18 protein-coding genes are annotated in these 16,224 nt (G+C 57.1%); 9 read left to right on the forward strand and 9 right to left on the reverse strand.

Going from position 1 to position 16,224, the window contains the following annotated elements:
* The first annotated feature begins 126 nt into the window (after positions 1–126).
* Together ybaK and AEQ67_RS24020 are read left to right on the forward strand one after the other, a co-directional pair.
* On the forward strand, positions 127–597 hold the full coding sequence (gene ybaK / locus AEQ67_RS24015) for a Cys-tRNA(Pro) deacylase (protein ID WP_007971306.1): 471 nt from the start codon (positions 127–129) through the stop codon (positions 595–597).
* Between the two features lie 14 nt (positions 598–611).
* Positions 612–1,394, forward strand: a complete 783-nt coding sequence (locus AEQ67_RS24020) for a PhzF family phenazine biosynthesis protein (RefSeq protein WP_059406286.1) — start codon at positions 612–614, stop codon at positions 1,392–1,394.
* 109 nt (positions 1,395–1,503) lie between these two features.
* Here the strand turns inward: AEQ67_RS24020 and AEQ67_RS24025 are convergent, their stop codons facing one another.
* Together AEQ67_RS24025 and argF are read right to left on the reverse strand one after the other, a co-directional pair.
* Complete coding sequence (locus tag AEQ67_RS24025) at positions 1,504–2,613, reverse strand: ABC transporter ATP-binding protein (RefSeq protein WP_059406287.1); 1,110 nt, start codon at positions 2,611–2,613, stop codon at positions 1,504–1,506.
* On the reverse strand, positions 2,610–3,530 hold the full coding sequence (gene argF, locus AEQ67_RS24030) for an ornithine carbamoyltransferase (protein WP_059406288.1): 921 nt from the start codon (positions 3,528–3,530) through the stop codon (positions 2,610–2,612). Before argF ends, AEQ67_RS24025 begins: the two co-directional genes overlap by 4 nt.
* A 407-nt stretch (positions 3,531–3,937) precedes the next feature.
* Between argF and AEQ67_RS24035 the strand changes: the two genes are divergently transcribed.
* The 3 genes from AEQ67_RS24035 to grxD all read left to right on the forward strand — a co-directional run bounded on the left by AEQ67_RS24035 (position 3,938) and on the right by grxD (position 6,907).
* Positions 3,938–4,228, forward strand: coding sequence for a hypothetical protein (locus AEQ67_RS24035; protein ID WP_059406289.1), 291 nt, complete (start codon positions 3,938–3,940; stop codon positions 4,226–4,228).
* 134 nt (positions 4,229–4,362) lie between these two features.
* On the forward strand, positions 4,363–6,468 hold the full coding sequence (locus AEQ67_RS24040) for a molybdopterin oxidoreductase family protein (RefSeq protein ID WP_059406290.1): 2,106 nt from the start codon (positions 4,363–4,365) through the stop codon (positions 6,466–6,468).
* Positions 6,469–6,565: 97 nt separating this feature from the next.
* Positions 6,566–6,907, forward strand: a complete 342-nt coding sequence (gene grxD, locus AEQ67_RS24045; protein ID WP_010457686.1) for a Grx4 family monothiol glutaredoxin — start codon at positions 6,566–6,568, stop codon at positions 6,905–6,907.
* A gap of 176 nt (positions 6,908–7,083) precedes the next feature.
* Here the strand turns inward: grxD and bfr are convergent, their stop codons facing one another.
* Both bfr and AEQ67_RS24055 read right to left on the reverse strand, forming a co-directional pair.
* Entirely contained in the window at positions 7,084–7,557 is a 474-nt protein-coding gene (gene bfr / locus AEQ67_RS24050) for a bacterioferritin (RefSeq protein WP_017340571.1), read from the reverse strand.
* Positions 7,558–7,756: 199 nt separating this feature from the next.
* The gene (locus AEQ67_RS24055) at positions 7,757–7,975 is read right to left on the reverse strand and encodes a bacterioferritin-associated ferredoxin (protein WP_033057470.1); all 219 of its coding nucleotides are present in this window, start codon (positions 7,973–7,975) and stop codon (positions 7,757–7,759) included.
* Between the two features lie 314 nt (positions 7,976–8,289).
* Here AEQ67_RS24055 and AEQ67_RS24060 point away from each other — a divergent pair, with 314 nt between their 5' ends.
* A complete protein-coding gene (locus AEQ67_RS24060) occupies positions 8,290–8,892 on the forward strand; it encodes a peroxiredoxin (protein ID WP_008155583.1) in 603 nt (200 codons plus the stop codon).
* A gap of 172 nt (positions 8,893–9,064) precedes the next feature.
* Here the strand turns inward: AEQ67_RS24060 and rnt are convergent, their stop codons facing one another.
* Positions 9,065–9,742, reverse strand: coding sequence for a ribonuclease T (rnt, locus tag AEQ67_RS24065; RefSeq protein ID WP_059406291.1), 678 nt, complete (start codon positions 9,740–9,742; stop codon positions 9,065–9,067).
* Positions 9,739–10,785: a dihydroorotase gene (gene pyrC / locus AEQ67_RS24070; RefSeq protein WP_059406292.1), complete on the reverse strand. Its 1,047-nt coding sequence runs from the start codon at positions 10,783–10,785 to the stop codon at positions 9,739–9,741. Before pyrC ends, rnt begins: the two co-directional genes overlap by 4 nt.
* A 159-nt stretch (positions 10,786–10,944) precedes the next feature.
* Here pyrC and AEQ67_RS24075 point away from each other — a divergent pair, with 159 nt between their 5' ends.
* Both AEQ67_RS24075 and AEQ67_RS24080 read left to right on the forward strand, forming a co-directional pair.
* Complete coding sequence (locus AEQ67_RS24075) at positions 10,945–11,853, forward strand: flagellar protein MotY (RefSeq protein WP_059406293.1); 909 nt, start codon at positions 10,945–10,947, stop codon at positions 11,851–11,853.
* A 129-nt stretch (positions 11,854–11,982) separates the two neighbouring features.
* Positions 11,983–13,200 carry an argininosuccinate synthase gene (locus AEQ67_RS24080; protein WP_059406294.1) on the forward strand — a complete coding sequence of 406 codons (1,218 nt, stop codon included), beginning with the start codon at positions 11,983–11,985 and terminating at the stop codon, positions 13,198–13,200.
* Positions 13,201–13,341: 141 nt separating this feature from the next.
* Here the strand turns inward: AEQ67_RS24080 and AEQ67_RS24085 are convergent, their stop codons facing one another.
* Positions 13,342–14,013: a hypothetical protein gene (locus AEQ67_RS24085; protein WP_059406295.1), complete on the reverse strand. Its 672-nt coding sequence runs from the start codon at positions 14,011–14,013 to the stop codon at positions 13,342–13,344.
* 563 nt (positions 14,014–14,576) lie between these two features.
* Between AEQ67_RS24085 and AEQ67_RS24090 the strand changes: the two genes are divergently transcribed.
* Positions 14,577–15,203: a response regulator transcription factor gene (locus AEQ67_RS24090; protein WP_059406296.1), complete on the forward strand. Its 627-nt coding sequence runs from the start codon at positions 14,577–14,579 to the stop codon at positions 15,201–15,203.
* A gap of 92 nt (positions 15,204–15,295) precedes the next feature.
* On the opposite strand, the gene AEQ67_RS24095 is transcribed toward AEQ67_RS24090, so the two are convergent.
* Positions 15,296–15,475 carry a PA3496 family putative envelope integrity protein gene (locus tag AEQ67_RS24095; RefSeq protein ID WP_007898493.1) on the reverse strand — a complete coding sequence of 60 codons (180 nt, stop codon included), beginning with the start codon at positions 15,473–15,475 and terminating at the stop codon, positions 15,296–15,298.
* A 106-nt stretch (positions 15,476–15,581) separates the two neighbouring features.
* Positions 15,582–16,220 (reverse strand): endonuclease III, encoded by a 639-nt coding sequence (gene nth / locus AEQ67_RS24100; RefSeq protein WP_059406297.1) that lies wholly within the window; start codon positions 16,218–16,220, stop codon positions 15,582–15,584.
* Between the last annotated feature and the right edge of the window lie 4 nt (positions 16,221–16,224).

The raw sequence follows: 16,224 nt of genomic DNA on the forward strand, positions 1-16,224 counted from the left end.
GAATGTGGACGAACGGCAAAGGGCGTCGCCAAGCCTTTGAAGTAATGCCGCAATAGAGCCTTTTATCGATCAATGTCCTAGAATCCAGCACAATATTTTTCTTCCGCCGCCCAGTCTGGAGCTGCCATGACCCCCGCATTGGATTTGTTGAAAAAAGTTCGTGCCGAACATCGCGTGCACAGTTACGAACATGATCCCAAGGCAGCGTCCTATGGGCTGGAGGCCGCGGAGAAACTGGGATTGGACCCGGCGCAGGTGTTCAAGACCTTGCTGGCGGCAAGTGAGAAAGGTGAATTGCTGGTGGCGGTGGTGCCGGTCGTCGGAAGTCTCGACTTGAAGGGGTTGGCTCATGCTGCGGGTGTGAAAAAAGTCGAAATGGCCGACCCTGCTGCTGCACAGCGATCCACCGGTTACCTGCTGGGCGGGATCAGTCCGCTGGGGCAGAAGAAGCGCTTGCGTACCTTCATCGATAATTCTGCCCAGCCTTTCGCCAGCATTTTCGTCAGCGCGGGGCGGCGAGGTCTGGAAGTGGAATTGGCGCCGGCCGTATTGGCTGAACATACCCAGGCAAAGTTCGCTGATATCGGCCGCGCCTGACGAAGGAGAAGGTTATGCAACTTGAGTTTCACCAGGTCGATGCGTTCAGTGATCGGCCATTCGGTGGTAACCCGGCGATGGTCTATCGCCTTGATGCCTGGCTCGCCGATGAGTTGATGCAGAAGATCGCCGCCGAACACAACCTCGCCGAAACGGCGTTCGTGGTGCGAGAAGGGCAGGCCTGGCACATCCGCTGGTTCACCCCAACGACTGAAGTGCCGTTGTGCGGTCATGCGACGCTGGCCAGCGCCTATGTGCTGTTTGAAATCTACAAGGAACCGGTCGAGCGTCTGGACTTCGTGTGCAAGTCCGGGCCGTTGAGTGTGAGCCGTGAGGGTGAGCGCCTGTGGCTGGACTTCCCGGTCATCGTGCCTTCTGAAGTAGGCGTGACCCTGGATGTCGAGCGCGCACTCGGTGTGGAAGCGGTCGATGTGTTGGGTTCGAATGAATTGTTTGTGGTGCTGGAGTCCGAGCAAGCCGTGCTCGAATGTCAGCCGGACATGGTCGCCCTGGCCAAGCTGCCGTGGCTGGGCGCAATCGTCACCGCCAAGGGCAGCAAGCATGATTTTGTGTCCCGTTACTTTGCGCCTGCGGTTGGCATCAATGAAGACCCGGTGACCGGATCGACCCATTGCAGCCTGATTCCGTACTGGTCGAAACGTTTGGGCAAGTCGAGCCTGACGGCTTATCAATGTTCGGCGCGGGGCGGGGAGTTGTTCTGCCGGCTGGAAGGGGACCGGGTGAAGATCGGCGGGAATGCGACGCTTGTTGCGAGCGGCAAATTATTGCTTGGCTGATTTTTTGTGTAGGAGCGAGGCTTGCCCGCGAAGGCGCCGTGTCAGTCAATAGTGATGTCGACTGATACGACGCCTTCGCGGGCAAGCCTCGCTCCTACAGGTTCAGGTGTTAGTAAGCGGTGCTGTGGCGCCGGACGCCGGATTCTGTCTCCGGAATCTGCGCCGCAGTGCTGCCGGACGCCTGGAACAGCACCAAGTGTTCAGCCGCGACACGAATGCCGACGTCCGACCCCACCTGATGATCAGCATGACTCGCAAATATCGACTCAAGCTGTGCGCCCGTCGGCAGCTGCAAGCGATACAAGGTGGACGCACCCTGGAAAGACTTGCCAACAATCCGCGCCTTCAACGCGCTATCCGGCGCATAAACGATGTCATCCGGACGCAACAACACATCCACCGCGCCACCCACTGGCCAGGTGTAGGCACGATTACCACGCAACTCGCCCAGCTCGGTCTGCACCGACTCCGGGCTGCTCAGCTGGCCGCGAATGAAGTAACCCTGACCGATGAAACTGGCCACGAACGGCGTCAGCGGTTCGTGATACAGGTTGTAGGGCGTGTCCCATTGCTCCAGCCGACCTTCCTTGAAAACCCCGACATGGTCACTGACCGCGAAGGCTTCTTCCTGGTCGTGGGTGACCAGAATCGCGCTGGTGCCACGGGCCTTGAGAATGTCGCGCACCTCTTGGCTGAGCTTGCGTCGCAGCTCGCCATCGAGGTTGGAGAACGGTTCGTCGAGCAGCAGCAGTTGCGGTTCCGGCGCCAGGGCGCGGGCCAGTGCGACACGCTGTTGCTGGCCACCGGACAGCTCATGGGGGAAGCGCTTGCCGAGGTTTTTCAGGTTGACCAGTTCGAGCAATTCTTCGGTGACGCGATCCTTTTGCGGGTGCTTGCGGATCCCGAAGGCGATGTTCTCGGCCACGCTCAAGTGCGGAAACAGTGCGTAGTCCTGGAACACCATGCCGATCCGGCGTTTCTCCGGGGCGAGGGTAAAACCGGCGCGGGAGATGGTCTCGCCCGCTAGCTGGATTTCACCTTCGTGCACCGGTTCGAATCCGGCAATGGCCCGCAGGGTAGTGGTCTTGCCGCAGCCCGAAGAGCCCAGCAGGCAACCGATATCGCCGGCATTCAAATGCAGGTTGAGGTTCTGCACGACCCGCTGGTCTTGGTAGCCGCAGGCGAGGTTGCGCAGGTTAAGCAGTAATGGCTGGCTCATGCGTGGTGGTACGAAGGCGGGACGAGAAATTCGAGCAGGGCCTTTTGTGCGTGGAGACGGTTTTCCGCTTGATCCCAGGCCACCGAGCGCGTGTCGTCGAGCAGGTCGACGCTGATTTCCTCGCCACGGTGGGCCGGCAGGCAATGCATGAACAACACGTCGGGGGCGGCCAGGTCGAGCAGGGCTCGGTTGACCTGGTATGGCGCGAACAGCTTCAGGCGCTTGGCGGTTTCCTCTTCCTGGCCCATGGAGGTCCAGACGTCGGTGCTGACCAGATGGGCGCCGCGCACGGCATCCTTCGGATCGCGCAGGATGGTGACGCGATCACCGGCCTTGGCCATGAACTCAGGGTTGGGCTCGAACCCTTCCGGGCAGGCGATGCGCAACTGGAAGTCGAACTGGATCGCCGCTTCTATATAGCTGTTGCACATGTTGTTGCCGTCACCGATCCAGGCCACGGTTTTGCCCTGGATCGAACCACGGTGTTCGAGGAACGTTTGCATGTCGGCCAGCAACTGGCACGGGTGCAGGTCATCGGACAGGCCGTTGATCAGCGGGACGCGCGAATTGGCGGCGAATTCGGTCAGGGTGCTGTGGGAAAACGTACGGATCATCACCGCATCGAGCATGCTCGACATGACAATGGCGGCATCGCCGATCGGCTCGCCACGGCCCAGTTGGGTGTCGCGCGGCGACAGGAAGATCGCCTGGCCACCGAGCTGGATCATGCCGGCTTCGAAGGAAATTCGGGTGCGGGTCGAGGACTTCTCGAAAATCATCCCGAGCACGCGGTTTTTCAGAGGCTCGAACAGTACGCCGCGGTTACGCAGGTCTTTGAGCTCAACGCCTCGACGGATCACGCTGACCAGCTCTTCGGGCGTGCAATCCATCAGGGAGAGAAAGTGCCTTGCGCTCATCATTGACTACCTTTTTGCAACAGACCGCAGATACTCAAAGCCTTGTTTAACTGAAAAACGGGCGAGACCTGCGGCGTAAGCCGCACGGGGCGACGAAATAGGGGAAGGCGCGATCTTATAATTAAATGTCGCGTCTTACCAATAGGGCTACGGTTTTTAGGGGATTTCAGAGAGGCTACGGGGTGACCGCAGTAGCGCTTTTGAAGCCTGTTTCCTGACAGCAGCCCACCATTTGTACACTGCGGTCGCGGGGCTTTGCAATCAACAGGGGCGGGGATCTCGCTCGGGTGGTCGGTTTCTGACCCGGTATTCGAGGTCTCGGCTGGCCATGTGCCTCGTCTGAAACACTTGCTAATGCAAAGTGCTGGGTTATAACTAACTCACGAACGACGCAGGAAGCCTTCGGAATGGAATCGAAAGAACAGCAACTCATGGAGCTACTCGGCCTCACCGCCCGCTCTCTGACCCACCTCACCGCTTCAATGACCTCGATGTCTTTCGAGTTGATGCGCAGTAACGACGAAGTGACGAAGGCCGCCGGCCGAAAGATGATCGACCGCATGGCCACGATCAGCACCGGGCTCGACGAGCACTGGCGACTGATCGGTGAACTCACTGGCGTGCACCTCGCGCAGGAGCAGATCGAAACCATTCAGGAGATTCAGTTGCAGGCGCCGCCGAGGATGCCGCCGAACTGATCCCGAGCGGCCATCGGCTGGCCTGATGGTCACCGATTCACAAGACGAACGTCGCTGGCGCAGTCGCGGGGCAGGCGCCATAGTTTTGTTCCCGCGGCCGATATTGCCCGCCAAGAACAAGACAGAGACTGGCCATGACCAAGACTCTCCATCACCGTGCCTGCCACCTGTGTGAAGCCATCTGCGGCCTGACCATCGAAACCACCGAGGTCGACGGCAACGTGCAGATCACCTCGATCAAGGGGGACCCCCAGGACACCTTCAGCCGCGGGCATATCTGCCCCAAGGCGGTTGCCCTGCAAGATATCCAGAATGATCCGGATCGCCTGCATCAGCCGATGTTGCGGGTTGGCAGCGAGTGGCAACCCATCGAGTGGGAAGACGCCTTCAATCTTGTAGCCGAGCGTTTGGCGGCCATTCAGGAACGTCACGGGCAGAATGCGGTGGCGGTCTATCAAGGCAATCCCAGCGTGCATAACTACGGGCTGATGACCCACAGCAATTACTTTCTCGGCCTGCTGAAAACTCGTAACCGGTTTTCCGCGACATCGGTCGACCAATTGCCGCATCACCTCACCAGCCATTTGATGTACGGCCATGGCTTGTTGTTGCCCATCCCTGACATCGATCACACCGATTTCATGCTGATCCTCGGCGGTAATCCACTGGCGTCCAACGGCAGCATCATGACCGTGCCGGATGTGGAAAAACGCCTGAAGGCGATTCAGGCCCGGGGCGGCAAAGTGGTGGTGGTCGATCCGCGCCGCAGTGAGACGGCGGCGATTGCCGATCAGCATTTGTTCGTGCGTCCGGGGGGCGATGCGGCGCTGTTGTTCGGGCTGCTCAATACCCTGTTTGCTGAAGGCCTGACCCACGACAGTCACTTGCCGGTGGACGGGCTGGATGAGGTTCGCCAGGCGGTGGCAGATTTCACCGCTGACGCCATGAGCCCGCTGTGCGCGGTGCCCGCCGAGCAAATCCGTCAACTGGCCCGGGATTTCGCAGCCGCGCCGACAGCGGTCTGCTATGGCCGCATGGGGGTGTCGACCCAGGCGTTCGGCACCTTGTGTCACTGGGTGGTGCAGTTGATCAACCTGGTCACCGGCAACCTCGACCGCGTGGGCGGTGCGTTGTGCACCGAACCGGCGGTGGACCTGGTGGCGTCCACGTCGGGTGGGCACTTCAATCTGTGGCAGAGCCGAGTGTCCGGGCGCCCGGAATACGGCGGAGAACTGCCGGTGTCGGCGCTGGCCGAAGAGATGCTCACCGAAGGGGAAGGGCAGGTCCGTGCGCTCATCACCGTGGCGGGCAATCCGGTGTTGTCGACGCCCAATGGCCGGCAACTGGAACAGGCACTGGACGGCCTGGAGTTCATGGTCAGCGTCGACCTGTACATCAACGAAACCACGCGTTATGCCGACCTGATCCTGCCCTCCACCTCGGCCCTGGAAAACGATCACTACGACACCACGTTCAATATGTTTGCGGTGCGTAATGTCAGCCGATTCAATCGCGCGATCCTGGCGAAACCAGAGGGGGCGTTACACGACTGGGAGATCTTCGTCGGACTGGCCAAGGCGTTTGCGGCGAAGACCGGCAAGGAATTGAAACCGACCATTGCTCCAGCGCAGATGATCGACCGTGGTTTGCGGATGGGCCTGTATGGCGATGCTTCAGAGCATAAATTGTCGCTGGCGACCTTGTTCGATCCCCCGCATGGGGTCGATCTCGGGGCGCTTAAATCCAACTTGGCGCCACGGCTGAAAACCGCCAACCAGTGCGTTCAGGCAGCGCCGGCAGTAATTCTCGCCGACCTGGCGCGCTTTGCGGCCTTGCAGGCTCCGGCGGCCGATGAGTTGCTGATGATCGGCCGTCGTCATGTACGCAGTAATAACTCGTGGATGCATAACTATCACCGTCTGGTGAAGGGCAAGCCACGCCATCAATTGCTGATGCACCCGGACGACCTGGCCAGCCGCGGGCTCAATGATGGGCAGCGAGTGCGGGTCAGTTCGCGGGTCGGCGTGATTGAAGTTGAAGTGCTTGGCAGTCTGGATATGATGAAAGGCGTGGTCAGCCTGCCTCACGGTTGGGGCCATGCGCGCCCGGGTGTGCAAATGACCATTGCCAGTGGCCAGCCGGGCTCCAGCGCCAATGACCTGACCGATGAGTGTCAACTCGACGAGTTGTCAGGCAATGCAGCATTGAACGGCGTGCCAGTGACCGTGGCGGCGGCTTGATCAAGTCTGTCGGGGAGACCGAGCATGGCGCTCGGGTTTCCGTTACAATGCGCCACCGTGCCGACCCCTGAGTCGGAAAGTTCAGCCGAGGTGCTTCATGGATATCATCGAAACGATTAAAGAGCAGATTGCTAACAACACCATTCTGCTTTACATGAAAGGTTCGCCGAATGCCCCGCAGTGTGGCTTCTCCGCGAAAGCCGCGCAGGCCGTGATGGCGTGTGGTGAAAAGTTTGCGTACGTGGACATCCTGCAGAACCCGGAAATCCGCGCCAACCTGCCAAAATACGCCAACTGGCCAACCTTCCCGCAACTGTGGGTCGGTGGTGAGCTGGTCGGCGGTAGCGACATCATGACCGAGATGTCGGCTGATGGTTCGCTGCAAGCCACGATCAAGGCGGCTGTTGAAGCTGCTGCTGCCAACAAGACCGAAGCCTGATTCGGTCTTTGTAGGAGCAAGGCTTGCCCGCGAAGAACGATGACGCGGTGCACATGCTGAACCGCGGCGCCTGATTCTCGGGCAAGCCTCGCTCCTACAAGAGCAGTCATTAAAAAGCCCCGCCTCTTTAAAAGAGAGCGGGGCTTTTTAGTGTCTCGAGTTCAGCGGGCGCTAACTTACTCTTCGCCCATCTGCGATTGCAGATAGTTCTCAAGACCGACTTTATCGATCAGGCCCAGTTGGGTTTCCAGCCAGTCGATATGTTCTTCTTCGGACTCAAGGATGTCTTCGAGCAGTTCGCGGCTGCCAAAGTCGCCAACGGTTTCGCAATGAGCGATAGCCACTTTGAGATCGGCGTGCCCGGTGCGTTCGATACGCAGGTCGCACTCCAGCATTTCCTGGGTGTGCTCGCCGATTTGCAGCTTGCCCAGGTCCTGGACGTTCGGCAGGCCTTCAAGGAACAGAATGCGCTTGATCAGCTTGTCCGCGTGCTTCATCTCGTCGATGGATTCGTGGTATTCGTGCTTGCCGAGCTTGTTCAGGCCCCAATCTTCGTACATGCGCGCATGCAGAAAGTATTGATTGATCGCGACCAGCTCATTGGCAAGGATCTTGTTGAGATGCTGGATGACTGTAATGTCGCCTTTCATGATGGGATCCTGCCCTGTATTAGCTGTCTATAAGGCAGAGTTTGAGCCGCGTAATTAAGAGTGTCAAACCTAAGTTATTGAAACTTAAGTGAAAATTAATCGGAATAAGAATGTTTGTGTTCCGCGTCTAGAGCGTAACCGATTGATTTGCGGACATAAAAAAACCGGACATAGAGTCCGGTTCTTTGAAATACGGTATTTACGCGGCTGTAAATTCTACAGGGTAGGGAATCGCAGCCTGGGCAGATTGCAGTTTGGTCAGTGTTTCGCGGACCACTTCCTTGGCAAGGCAGGCGCATTTGCCGCATTGGCTGGCGACGCCGGTGGCTTGACGGACTTCCTTATAGCTGCAGCAACCTTCATAGATTGCATCGCGGATTTGACCGTCGGTAACGCCAGTGCAGAGGCAGACATACATAAGTGAAAACCGTCGCTGGTTGTGACTCAATTGCGATGGATCTTAATGTTAACGAGAATGATTGTCAAAGTAGTTTCTGAAAGCTTTGCGTTATAAGCGCGCGTGACTGACGAACGGTTTTCTTCAAGGCCATCTGCCAGTAATCGGGGCAGTGGCAAATTTACCCGTCTGCGAAAAACCGTTGAGGACAGGTCAAAAACGCAGTGTATGATGGCCGGTCCTTATGAAGCGGGTGGGTGTCACAGGGCTGTCGCCTGAGGGTGGCAGGCTGGCGCAAACCCGGAACTTCACGTTTATACACCAGGAGATATTCAATGAGCGTACTCGTAGGCAAGCAAGCCCCTGACTTCACCGTACCGGCCGTACTCGGCAATGGCGAGATCGTAGACAGCTTCACCCTGTCGTCGGCCATCAAAGGCAAATACGGCCTGGTGTTCTTCTACCCACTGGACTTCACCTTCGTTTGCCCGTCCGAGCTGATCGCTCTGGACAACCGCATGTCTGACTTCAAGGCACGCAACGTTGAAGTGATCGCCGTGTCGATCGACTCGCACTTCACCCACAACGCCTGGCGTAACACCCCGGTCAACAATGGCGGTATCGGCCAGGTCCGTTACACCATGGCTGCCGACATCAAGCAGGAAATCATGAAGGCCTACGACGTTCAGTCCGCTGACGGTGTAGCGTTCCGTGGTGCGTTCCTGATCGACGACAAAGGCGTTGTCCGCTCGCAGATCATCAACGACCTGCCGCTGGGCCGTAACATCGAAGAGCTGGTTCGTCTGGTCGACGCGCTGCAATTCCACGAAGAGCACGGCGAAGTTTGCCCGGCCAACTGGAAAAAAGGCGACAAAGGCATGACCGCTTCGACCGAAGGCGTCGCGGCTTACCTGACCGAGCACGCTGCGGCGCTGTAAGGCACGTTCGAGGCATAAAAAAACCGGCCCTGGAGGCCGGTTTTTTTATGAGCGGTACATGACCCTTGTAGGAGCTGGCTTGCCAGCGAAGGCGTTTATTGCCACACCGCGCAATTGCGCGCGTATGGGAGGGACCCTTCGCTGGCAAGCCAGCTCCTACAAACAATCACGGTTAGTCGTTGAAGTCTTCCCAGCCGCCCATTTGCTTCCAGCGATTGACGATGCCGCAGAACAGCTCGGCCGTCTTCTCGGTGTCGTAGCGAGCCGAGTGAGCCTCACGACCGTCGAAGTCGATATCGGCTGCCTGACAGGCCTTGGCCAATACGGTTTGACCGTAAGCCAGCCCAGCAAGCGTTGCGGTGTCGAAGCTGGAGAACGGATGAAACGGGTTGCGTTTCATGTCCAGGCGCGCAACAGCGGCGTTGAGGAAACCCAGGTCGAAGCTGCTGTTATGACCGACCAGGATCGCCCGCTTGCAACCGTTGGCTTTCAGGGCCTTGCGGATGCCACGGAAGATATCGGTCAGCGCCGCTTCTTCACTCACGGCCATGCGCAGCGGGTGATCGAGCTTGATTCCGGTGAATTCCAGAGCGGCCGCTTCGATGTTCGCGCCTTCAAAAGGCTCGACGCGGAAGAAGTAGGTGTGATCGGGATACACGAACCCTTTTTCGTCCATGCCGATAGTGGTCGCGGCAATTTCCAGCAAGGCGTCAGTGGCAGAGTTGAAACCACCGGTTTCAACGTCGACAACGACTGGCAGGTATCCACGGAAGCGCTCGGCCATCGGGTGGCGTGAACCACCTCCGCCGCCTTGACCGTCCTGTTCGTCGTCGTAATGGTCTTCACTCACGCGTTTTCCTCCAGCAGGCGCCAGCGCAGTTTTTCACCGGCGCGCAGCGGGATTACGGTCAGCTCGCCAAATGGCAGGCTGGTTGGGGCGGTCCACTCTTCACGGACCAGGGTAATGCGATCGGTGTTCACCGGCAGGCCGTAGAAACGCGGGCCGTTCAGGCTGGCAAAGGCTTCGAGCTTGTCCAGCGCGTTGCGCTGTTCAAAGGCCTCGGCATACATCTCGATGGCTGCATAAGCGGTGTAGCAACCGGCACAGCCGCAAGCGGCTTCTTTGGCGTGCTGGGCATGCGGCGCCGAATCGGTGCCGAGGAAGAACTTCTCGCTGCCGCTGGTGGCGGCGTCGAGCAGGGCTTCCTGGTGGGTGTTGCGCTTGAGGATCGGCAAGCAATAGAAATGCGGCCGAATCCCGCCCACCAACATGTGGTTGCGGTTGTACAGAAGGTGATGGGCGGTGATGGTTGCGCCAACGTTGGCCGAGGCCTCGTTGACGAACTGCACGGCGTCTGCGGTGGTGATGTGTTCGAACACCACTTTGAGCGTCGGGAAGCGTTCGACCACACGACGCATGTGCTCGTCGATGAAGATTTTTTCGCGGTCGAACACGTCGACATCGCCACGGGTGACTTCACCATGAATCAACAAAGGCATCCCGACTTCGGCCATGGCCTCAAGTGCAGGGAAGATCTTGTCGATGCTGGTGACGCCAGAGTCCGAATTGGTGGTCGCGCCGGCCGGGTACAACTTGGCGGCGTGAATGAAACCGCTGGCCTTGGCCTCGCGAATTTCTTCAGGCTGGGTGCGGTCGGTCAGGTACAGGACCATCAATGGTTCGAAGCGACTGCCGGCCGGGCGTGCAGCGAGAATCCGCTGGCGATAGCCGTCGGCTTCAGCCGCATTACGCACCGGAGGTACCAGGTTAGGCATGATGATGGCGCGACCAAAGGTGCGCGCGACATCCGCAACGGTATTGGTCAACACGGCACCATCGCGAAGATGAATGTGCCAGTCGTCGGGACGCAGCAGGGTCAGGCGGTCGGACATGAGGGGATTCCAGGCGGGTCAAACTGAGGGGAATGCTACCGGAAAAGACTCTCTCAGGCACTCGCTATCAAGTTTTGCAGGAAGCTTCCGATATCCAACAGGTATGCCGTAAACAAGTGTGTGTCGGTCTTTTTGTTGTAGAAGCCAGTGGAGCCTCCCGTGCGCCAGCGTTATTTAGCCTTGCTCAGCGTGTTTGCCAGCCTTCCTGCGATGGCGCTCACTTTCCAGACGCGTCTGGAGAGCATCGAGTGGACCGTCGAAGGTGACAAATTCGAGTGCCGCCTGACGCAACCGATTACCGATTTCGGTTCGGGTGAATTCGTGCGTCGCGCCGGTGAGCAAGCGACGTTTCGTCTGAAGACCTATAACTCGATGATCGGTGGTGGTTCGGCGACCTTGCTGGCGGCCGCGGCACCGTGGCAACCGGGGCGTGGCGATATCAACCTCGGCTCCGTGCGAATCGGCAGCGGCAATGTGCTGTTCAACAGTTCACAAGTGCAGGCCGGGCGCCTGATCAGTGGCTTGATGGACGGCCGCAGTCCGGTGGTGCGGCATTATTCGGGCGATGGCCGGGTGTCGGAAGTGCGTCTGTTGCCGGTCAAGTTCAGCAAGGCCTTCAACGACTACCAGGGCTGTGTGGCGAAGCTGTTGCCGAAGAACTTCGAACAGGTCAAGCAATCTGAAATCGGCTTCCCCGGCGAAGGCATCGATCTCGACGCGCAGGCCAAGGCTCAATTGCAGGTGATGCTCGAGTTCATGAAGGCCGATCCGACGGTCAACCACATCGAGCTCGACGGTCACTCCGACAACAGCGGCAACCGCCTGACCAACCGCGACCTGTCGCGGCGTCGCGCCCTGGCGGTCATGGAGTTTTTCAAGGCCAACGGGGTTCAGGAATCACAGATCACCGTACGCTTTCACGGCGAACGTTATCCGTTGGCGCCCAACACCAATTCCGCCAATCGGGCGAAAAACCGTCGGGTCAACGTGCACCTCGCGCGGGTCGCGCCTACCGAGCAGCCGGCGCCTCAGGCCACGGTATCGGCGAGCGCGGCGAAGACGTCCTGAACCCGCTGAAATCGTCGCTCGCTCGACATAATCTGTCGCTTCGTCGTCATAAGCTGTCGCGCCTCTGTAAATTATTCTGCATGACCGGTAGACTTGACGGCTTTCCGTAGAACCCCGTGGAGTGATGGCATGGCGGACGTAAACAAGGTCGTTCTGGCGTATTCCGGCGGCCTGGACACTTCGGTGATCCTCAAGTGGCTGCAGGATACTTATAACTGTGAAGTCGTGACCTTCACCGCTGACCTGGGTCAGGGCGAAGAGGTCGAACCTGCACGCGCCAAGGCTCAGGCCATGGGCGTCAAAGAGATCTACATCGACGACTTGCGCGAAGAATTCGTGCGCGATTTCGTTTTCCCGATGTTCCGCGCCAACACCGTTTACGAAGGCGAGTACCTGCTGGGTACTTCCATCGCTCGTCCGTTGATCGCCAAGCGCCTGATCGAAATCGCCAACGAAACTGGCGCTGACGCCATTTCCCACGGCGCCACCGGCAAGGGTAACGACCAGGTTCGTTTCGAACTGGGCGCTTACGCCTTGAAGCCCGGTGTGAAAGTGATCGCTCCGTGGCGCGAATGGGACCTGCTCTCCCGTGAAAAGCTGATGGATTACGCTGAAAAGCACAACATCCCGATCGAGCGTCACGGCAAGAAGAAATCCCCGTACTCGATGGATGCCAACCTGCTGCACATCTCCTATGAAGGCGGCGTGCTGGAAGACACCTGGACCGAGCACGAAGAAGACATGTGGAAATGGACCGTCTCCCCGGAGAAGGCTCCTGACAAAGCGCAATACCTGGAACTGACCTACCGCAACGGCGACATCGTCGCACTGGACGGCGTCGAAATGTCCCCGGCCACCGTGCTGGCGACCCTCAACCGTATCGGCGGCGAACACGGCATCGGCCGTCTCGACATCGTCGAGAACCGTTACGTCGGCATGAAGTCCCGTGGCTGCTACGAAACCCCGGGCGGCACCATCATGCTGCGCGCTCACCGTGCGATCGAATCGATCACCCTGGACCGCGAAGTGGCTCACCTCAAAGACGAGCTGATGCCTAAATACGCCAGCCTGATCTACACCGGTTACTGGTGGAGCCCTGAGCGTCTGATGCTGCAACAGATGATCGATGCGTCCCAGGCTCATGTGAACGGCGTTGTGCGCCTGAAGCTGTACAAGGGCAACGTGATCGTCACCGGTCGTAAGTCCGACGAGTCGTTGTTCGACGCCAACATCGCGACCTTCGAGGAAGATGGCGGCGCCTACAACCAGGCAGACGCAGCGGGCTTCATCAAGCTCAATGCCTTGCGCATGCGCATTGCCGCGAACAAAGGCCGGAAGCTTTTCTGAGACCTTTGAGACCGTAACAGGACGTGTGGCCTTGTCGTCGACAAGGCCACACGTCTGAAAAGGGGATTGTTGCCTGACGTTGCGATGCTGCGTTCTTCTAGTTCCCGTATTTCCTTCCTGACTGTTTCTCTCTGGCGGCTCTTAAAGCGCTGCTGACGGCTGCGTGTCGGTTAACACGTGTTGATCAATGAGCGTCACGCCCTGCGAACACAAGTTGTAAGCCATGCAAAAAGTCATGCTGCTGCGTTTCTTTGGGTGCCTTGAATGTTTGAACGCGCTCTTCTTGAGTAACAACTCCGATTCGTTGCACGTGATGAACACGATCGCGTGTGCAAGCCTTCCCTGATCTTTCTGAATTTTGTCTAGCACGTCGCTGAACTGGGTCTCTTTGTGCATTCGGCGTGCATCAATGATGTACAGATCCTTTAGCCGCTCGGCCAGGCGGACGTGGTGTTGAACCGAGAAGGGGCGTTGCGAATCTGCCTCTGTTGGTGGGTCTTGTGTGGTTCGGGGACGCTGGACGGATTGCGCAGGGGCGGTGCTTTCCGAGCGCTCGGCACTGTCCATGACCTTTATGAAGTGCTTTCCTTTCTCAAAATCGGAAGGCGCATACAGTGACCGGTAGTTGAAGTTGAGCGTGATGAAGAATAGAAAAAGCAAATAAAAAGGAAAGCTGATCAGAAACCAGATATAGACCTCTCTTTCCTTGTTGTCGAGAAAGGGCAGGGAAACGGCAGCCGATGTTTCAGACAGTGTTGCGAATATCGCGATGAGGGTCATGGGGTTGGTAATTCGTTTTTTGAGTTTGGTCATATTTAATGCTCATGAAAGTTGTCTTTTCTCGAATGGTTAAAGTTAGGGTTAGGTGTTGATTTTAATAGTAGCGTTATTATTCGTGATTGGGTCAGGTTCGTTTGCCTTGTCGTAAAGTGTTAAATGGTTTTTTGATGACTTGCTGTGTGATATTTTTACTTAATTGTCATCACTCTTTCATGATTGATCAGTGGATTTTTTTTGCTGTAAGAATAAGTGGATACTTGGCGTGTGATATTTCTGGTATGAACGTCGATACGGTAAATATCGGTTACTTTTGAGCATTGCCTAGTAGCTGGCGTCCATTGGATCACCGCTGTCAAATCGGCTTATTACATTTTCCGGTCAAAAATCGATACAAAAAACTATTGAGAATAGGAATGCCGGCGAGCTGAAAAATCTTCTGATGCATTGTATTCGAAGAATTTTTGTAAGATTAATCCGCGTTGTTTGTAGGGAATGTCTCTTGGTGCAGGTGGCCGGGGGGGGCGGCATGCCATGGGTGAAACGACTAGGCTATTGTGCGGGCTCTAAAAATTCGAACAGCGAAATTGGACTTGCCCATGAATAAAGTGCTGATCGTGGATGATCACCCCGTCATTCGTCTTGCGGTACGTATGCTGATGGAACGTCATGGCTACGAAGTCATTGCAGAAACAGATAACGGCGTGGATGCATTACAACTCGCCCGTGAACTTATGCCGGATATTGTCATTCTGGATATTGGAATACCGAAACTGGATGGGCTGGAAGTCATTGCGCGTCTGACATCAACAGCGATGCCAATGAAAGTTCTGATATTGACGTCCCAGGCGCCTGGGCATTTTTCCATGCGTTGCATGCAATCGGGTGCCGCCGGGTATGTCTGCAAGCAACAGGATCTGACTGAATTGCTCAGTGCAATAAAGGCAGTATTGTCAGGCTACAGTTACTTCCCGAATCAAGCCTTGCATACCGTGCGTTCCAGTCTGGGCAATGCCAGTGAAGCTGATATGGTGGATCGCTTGTCGGGGCGGGAAATGATGGTGTTGCAGCAGTTGGCCCGGGGCAAAACCAACAAGGAGATTGCAGACGGAATGTTCCTCAGCAATAAAACCGTCAGTACCTACAAGACTCGTCTTTTGTTGAAACTCAATGCTCGCTCCCTGGTCGACCTGATCGAGTTGGCGCAGCGCAACGGGCTAGTGTGACTGCCTCGGCGTTTTATGTGATGTGATGGGGGCGGCGTTTGTCGGGGTTCGGCACTTAGTAAAAAGCCTCCGTTTCGGGAGGCTTTCAGGTGTCATAAGTCAAAATCGTAATCGGCCAATTGCTTTTGCAGTCGGCGCTCCTCCAGCAGATTGTCGATGGTGCGGCGTTTGCTCAGGTTAGTCTTCGCTACTTCAACCACCGGTTCAGCGTCATCGGCCTCAACAGGGGTGAAGTCGTCTTCTACGTCCAATTGCTCTTTGCCAGTGCTCATTTTGTTACTCCAGGCTAAGACTGCCTTTGGCGCTCCTTATATCGACATTCTCCCGGCGGGTAAAAAAGATTTTTTCAATCGATAAATCAAAAAACCTAATAGCGCCTCAATCGTCCGAGGTCTTTTCTTTGTATTCGCACAAATCTTCGATCCGGCAGCTGCCGCAGCGCGGCTTGCGGGCCAGGCAAACGTAGCGTCCGTGAAGGATCAGCCAATGATGGGAATCGAGCAGGTATTCCTTGGGCACGAATTTCATCAGTTTCTGCTCAACCTCGACCACGTTCTTGCCTGGAGCAATACCGGTGCGGTTGCTGACCCGAAAAATATGCGTATCGACGGCCATGGTCAGCTGGCGAAATGCAGTATTGAGCACCACGTTCGCGGTTTTGCGGCCGACGCCGGGTAGCGCCTCCAGCTCTTCGCGGGTCTGCGGCACTTCGCCTCCATGATGCTCGACCAGCAAGCGACACGTCTCGATCACGTTTTTCGCTTTGCTGTTAAACAGGCCGATAGTCTTGATGTACTCCGACAGCCCTTCGACGCCCAGCGCATAAATGGCCGCTGGCGTATTGGCCACCGGGTAGAGCTTGGCAGTGGCCTTATTGACCCCGACATCGGTCGACTGCGCCGAAAGAATCACAGAGATCAGCAATTCGAACGGCGAGGAATAGGCCAGTTCAGTCTTCGGTTCCGGATTGTCTTCGTGAAACCTGCGGAAAATTTCCAGGCGTTTTGCGGCATTCATGGGC

This window comes from Pseudomonas sp. RIT-PI-q (assembly GCF_001297125.1).
GTDB lineage: Bacteria > Pseudomonadota > Gammaproteobacteria > Pseudomonadales > Pseudomonadaceae > Aquipseudomonas.

Bases quoted from the DNA above. Each gene is read 5' to 3' on its own strand.
- ybaK (WP_007971306.1), top strand. From the start codon at position 127: ATGACCCCCGCATTGGATTTGTTGAAAAAAGTTCGTGCCGAACATCGC.
- AEQ67_RS24020 (WP_059406286.1), top strand. From the start codon at position 612: ATGCAACTTGAGTTTCACCAGGTCGATGCGTTCAGTGATCGGCCATTC.
- AEQ67_RS24025 (WP_059406287.1), bottom strand. From the start codon at position 2,613: ATGAGCCAGCCATTACTGCTTAACCTGCGCAACCTCGCCTGCGGCTAC.
- argF (WP_059406288.1), bottom strand. From the start codon at position 3,530: ATGAGCGCAAGGCACTTTCTCTCCCTGATGGATTGCACGCCCGAAGAG.
- AEQ67_RS24035 (WP_059406289.1), top strand. From the start codon at position 3,938: ATGGAATCGAAAGAACAGCAACTCATGGAGCTACTCGGCCTCACCGCC.
- AEQ67_RS24040 (WP_059406290.1), top strand. From the start codon at position 4,363: ATGACCAAGACTCTCCATCACCGTGCCTGCCACCTGTGTGAAGCCATC.
- grxD (WP_010457686.1), top strand. From the start codon at position 6,566: ATGGATATCATCGAAACGATTAAAGAGCAGATTGCTAACAACACCATT.
- bfr (WP_017340571.1), bottom strand. From the start codon at position 7,557: ATGAAAGGCGACATTACAGTCATCCAGCATCTCAACAAGATCCTTGCC.
- AEQ67_RS24055 (WP_033057470.1), bottom strand. From the start codon at position 7,975: ATGTATGTCTGCCTCTGCACTGGCGTTACCGACGGTCAAATCCGCGAT.
- AEQ67_RS24060 (WP_008155583.1), top strand. From the start codon at position 8,290: ATGAGCGTACTCGTAGGCAAGCAAGCCCCTGACTTCACCGTACCGGCC.
- pyrC (WP_059406292.1), bottom strand. From the start codon at position 10,785: ATGTCCGACCGCCTGACCCTGCTGCGTCCCGACGACTGGCACATTCAT.
- AEQ67_RS24080 (WP_059406294.1), top strand. From the start codon at position 11,983: ATGGCGGACGTAAACAAGGTCGTTCTGGCGTATTCCGGCGGCCTGGAC.
- AEQ67_RS24085 (WP_059406295.1), bottom strand. From the start codon at position 14,013: ATGACCAAACTCAAAAAACGAATTACCAACCCCATGACCCTCATCGCG.
- AEQ67_RS24090 (WP_059406296.1), top strand. From the start codon at position 14,577: ATGAATAAAGTGCTGATCGTGGATGATCACCCCGTCATTCGTCTTGCG.
- AEQ67_RS24095 (WP_007898493.1), bottom strand. From the start codon at position 15,475: ATGAGCACTGGCAAAGAGCAATTGGACGTAGAAGACGACTTCACCCCT.
- nth (WP_059406297.1), bottom strand. From the start codon at position 16,220: ATGAATGCCGCAAAACGCCTGGAAATTTTCCGCAGGTTTCACGAAGAC.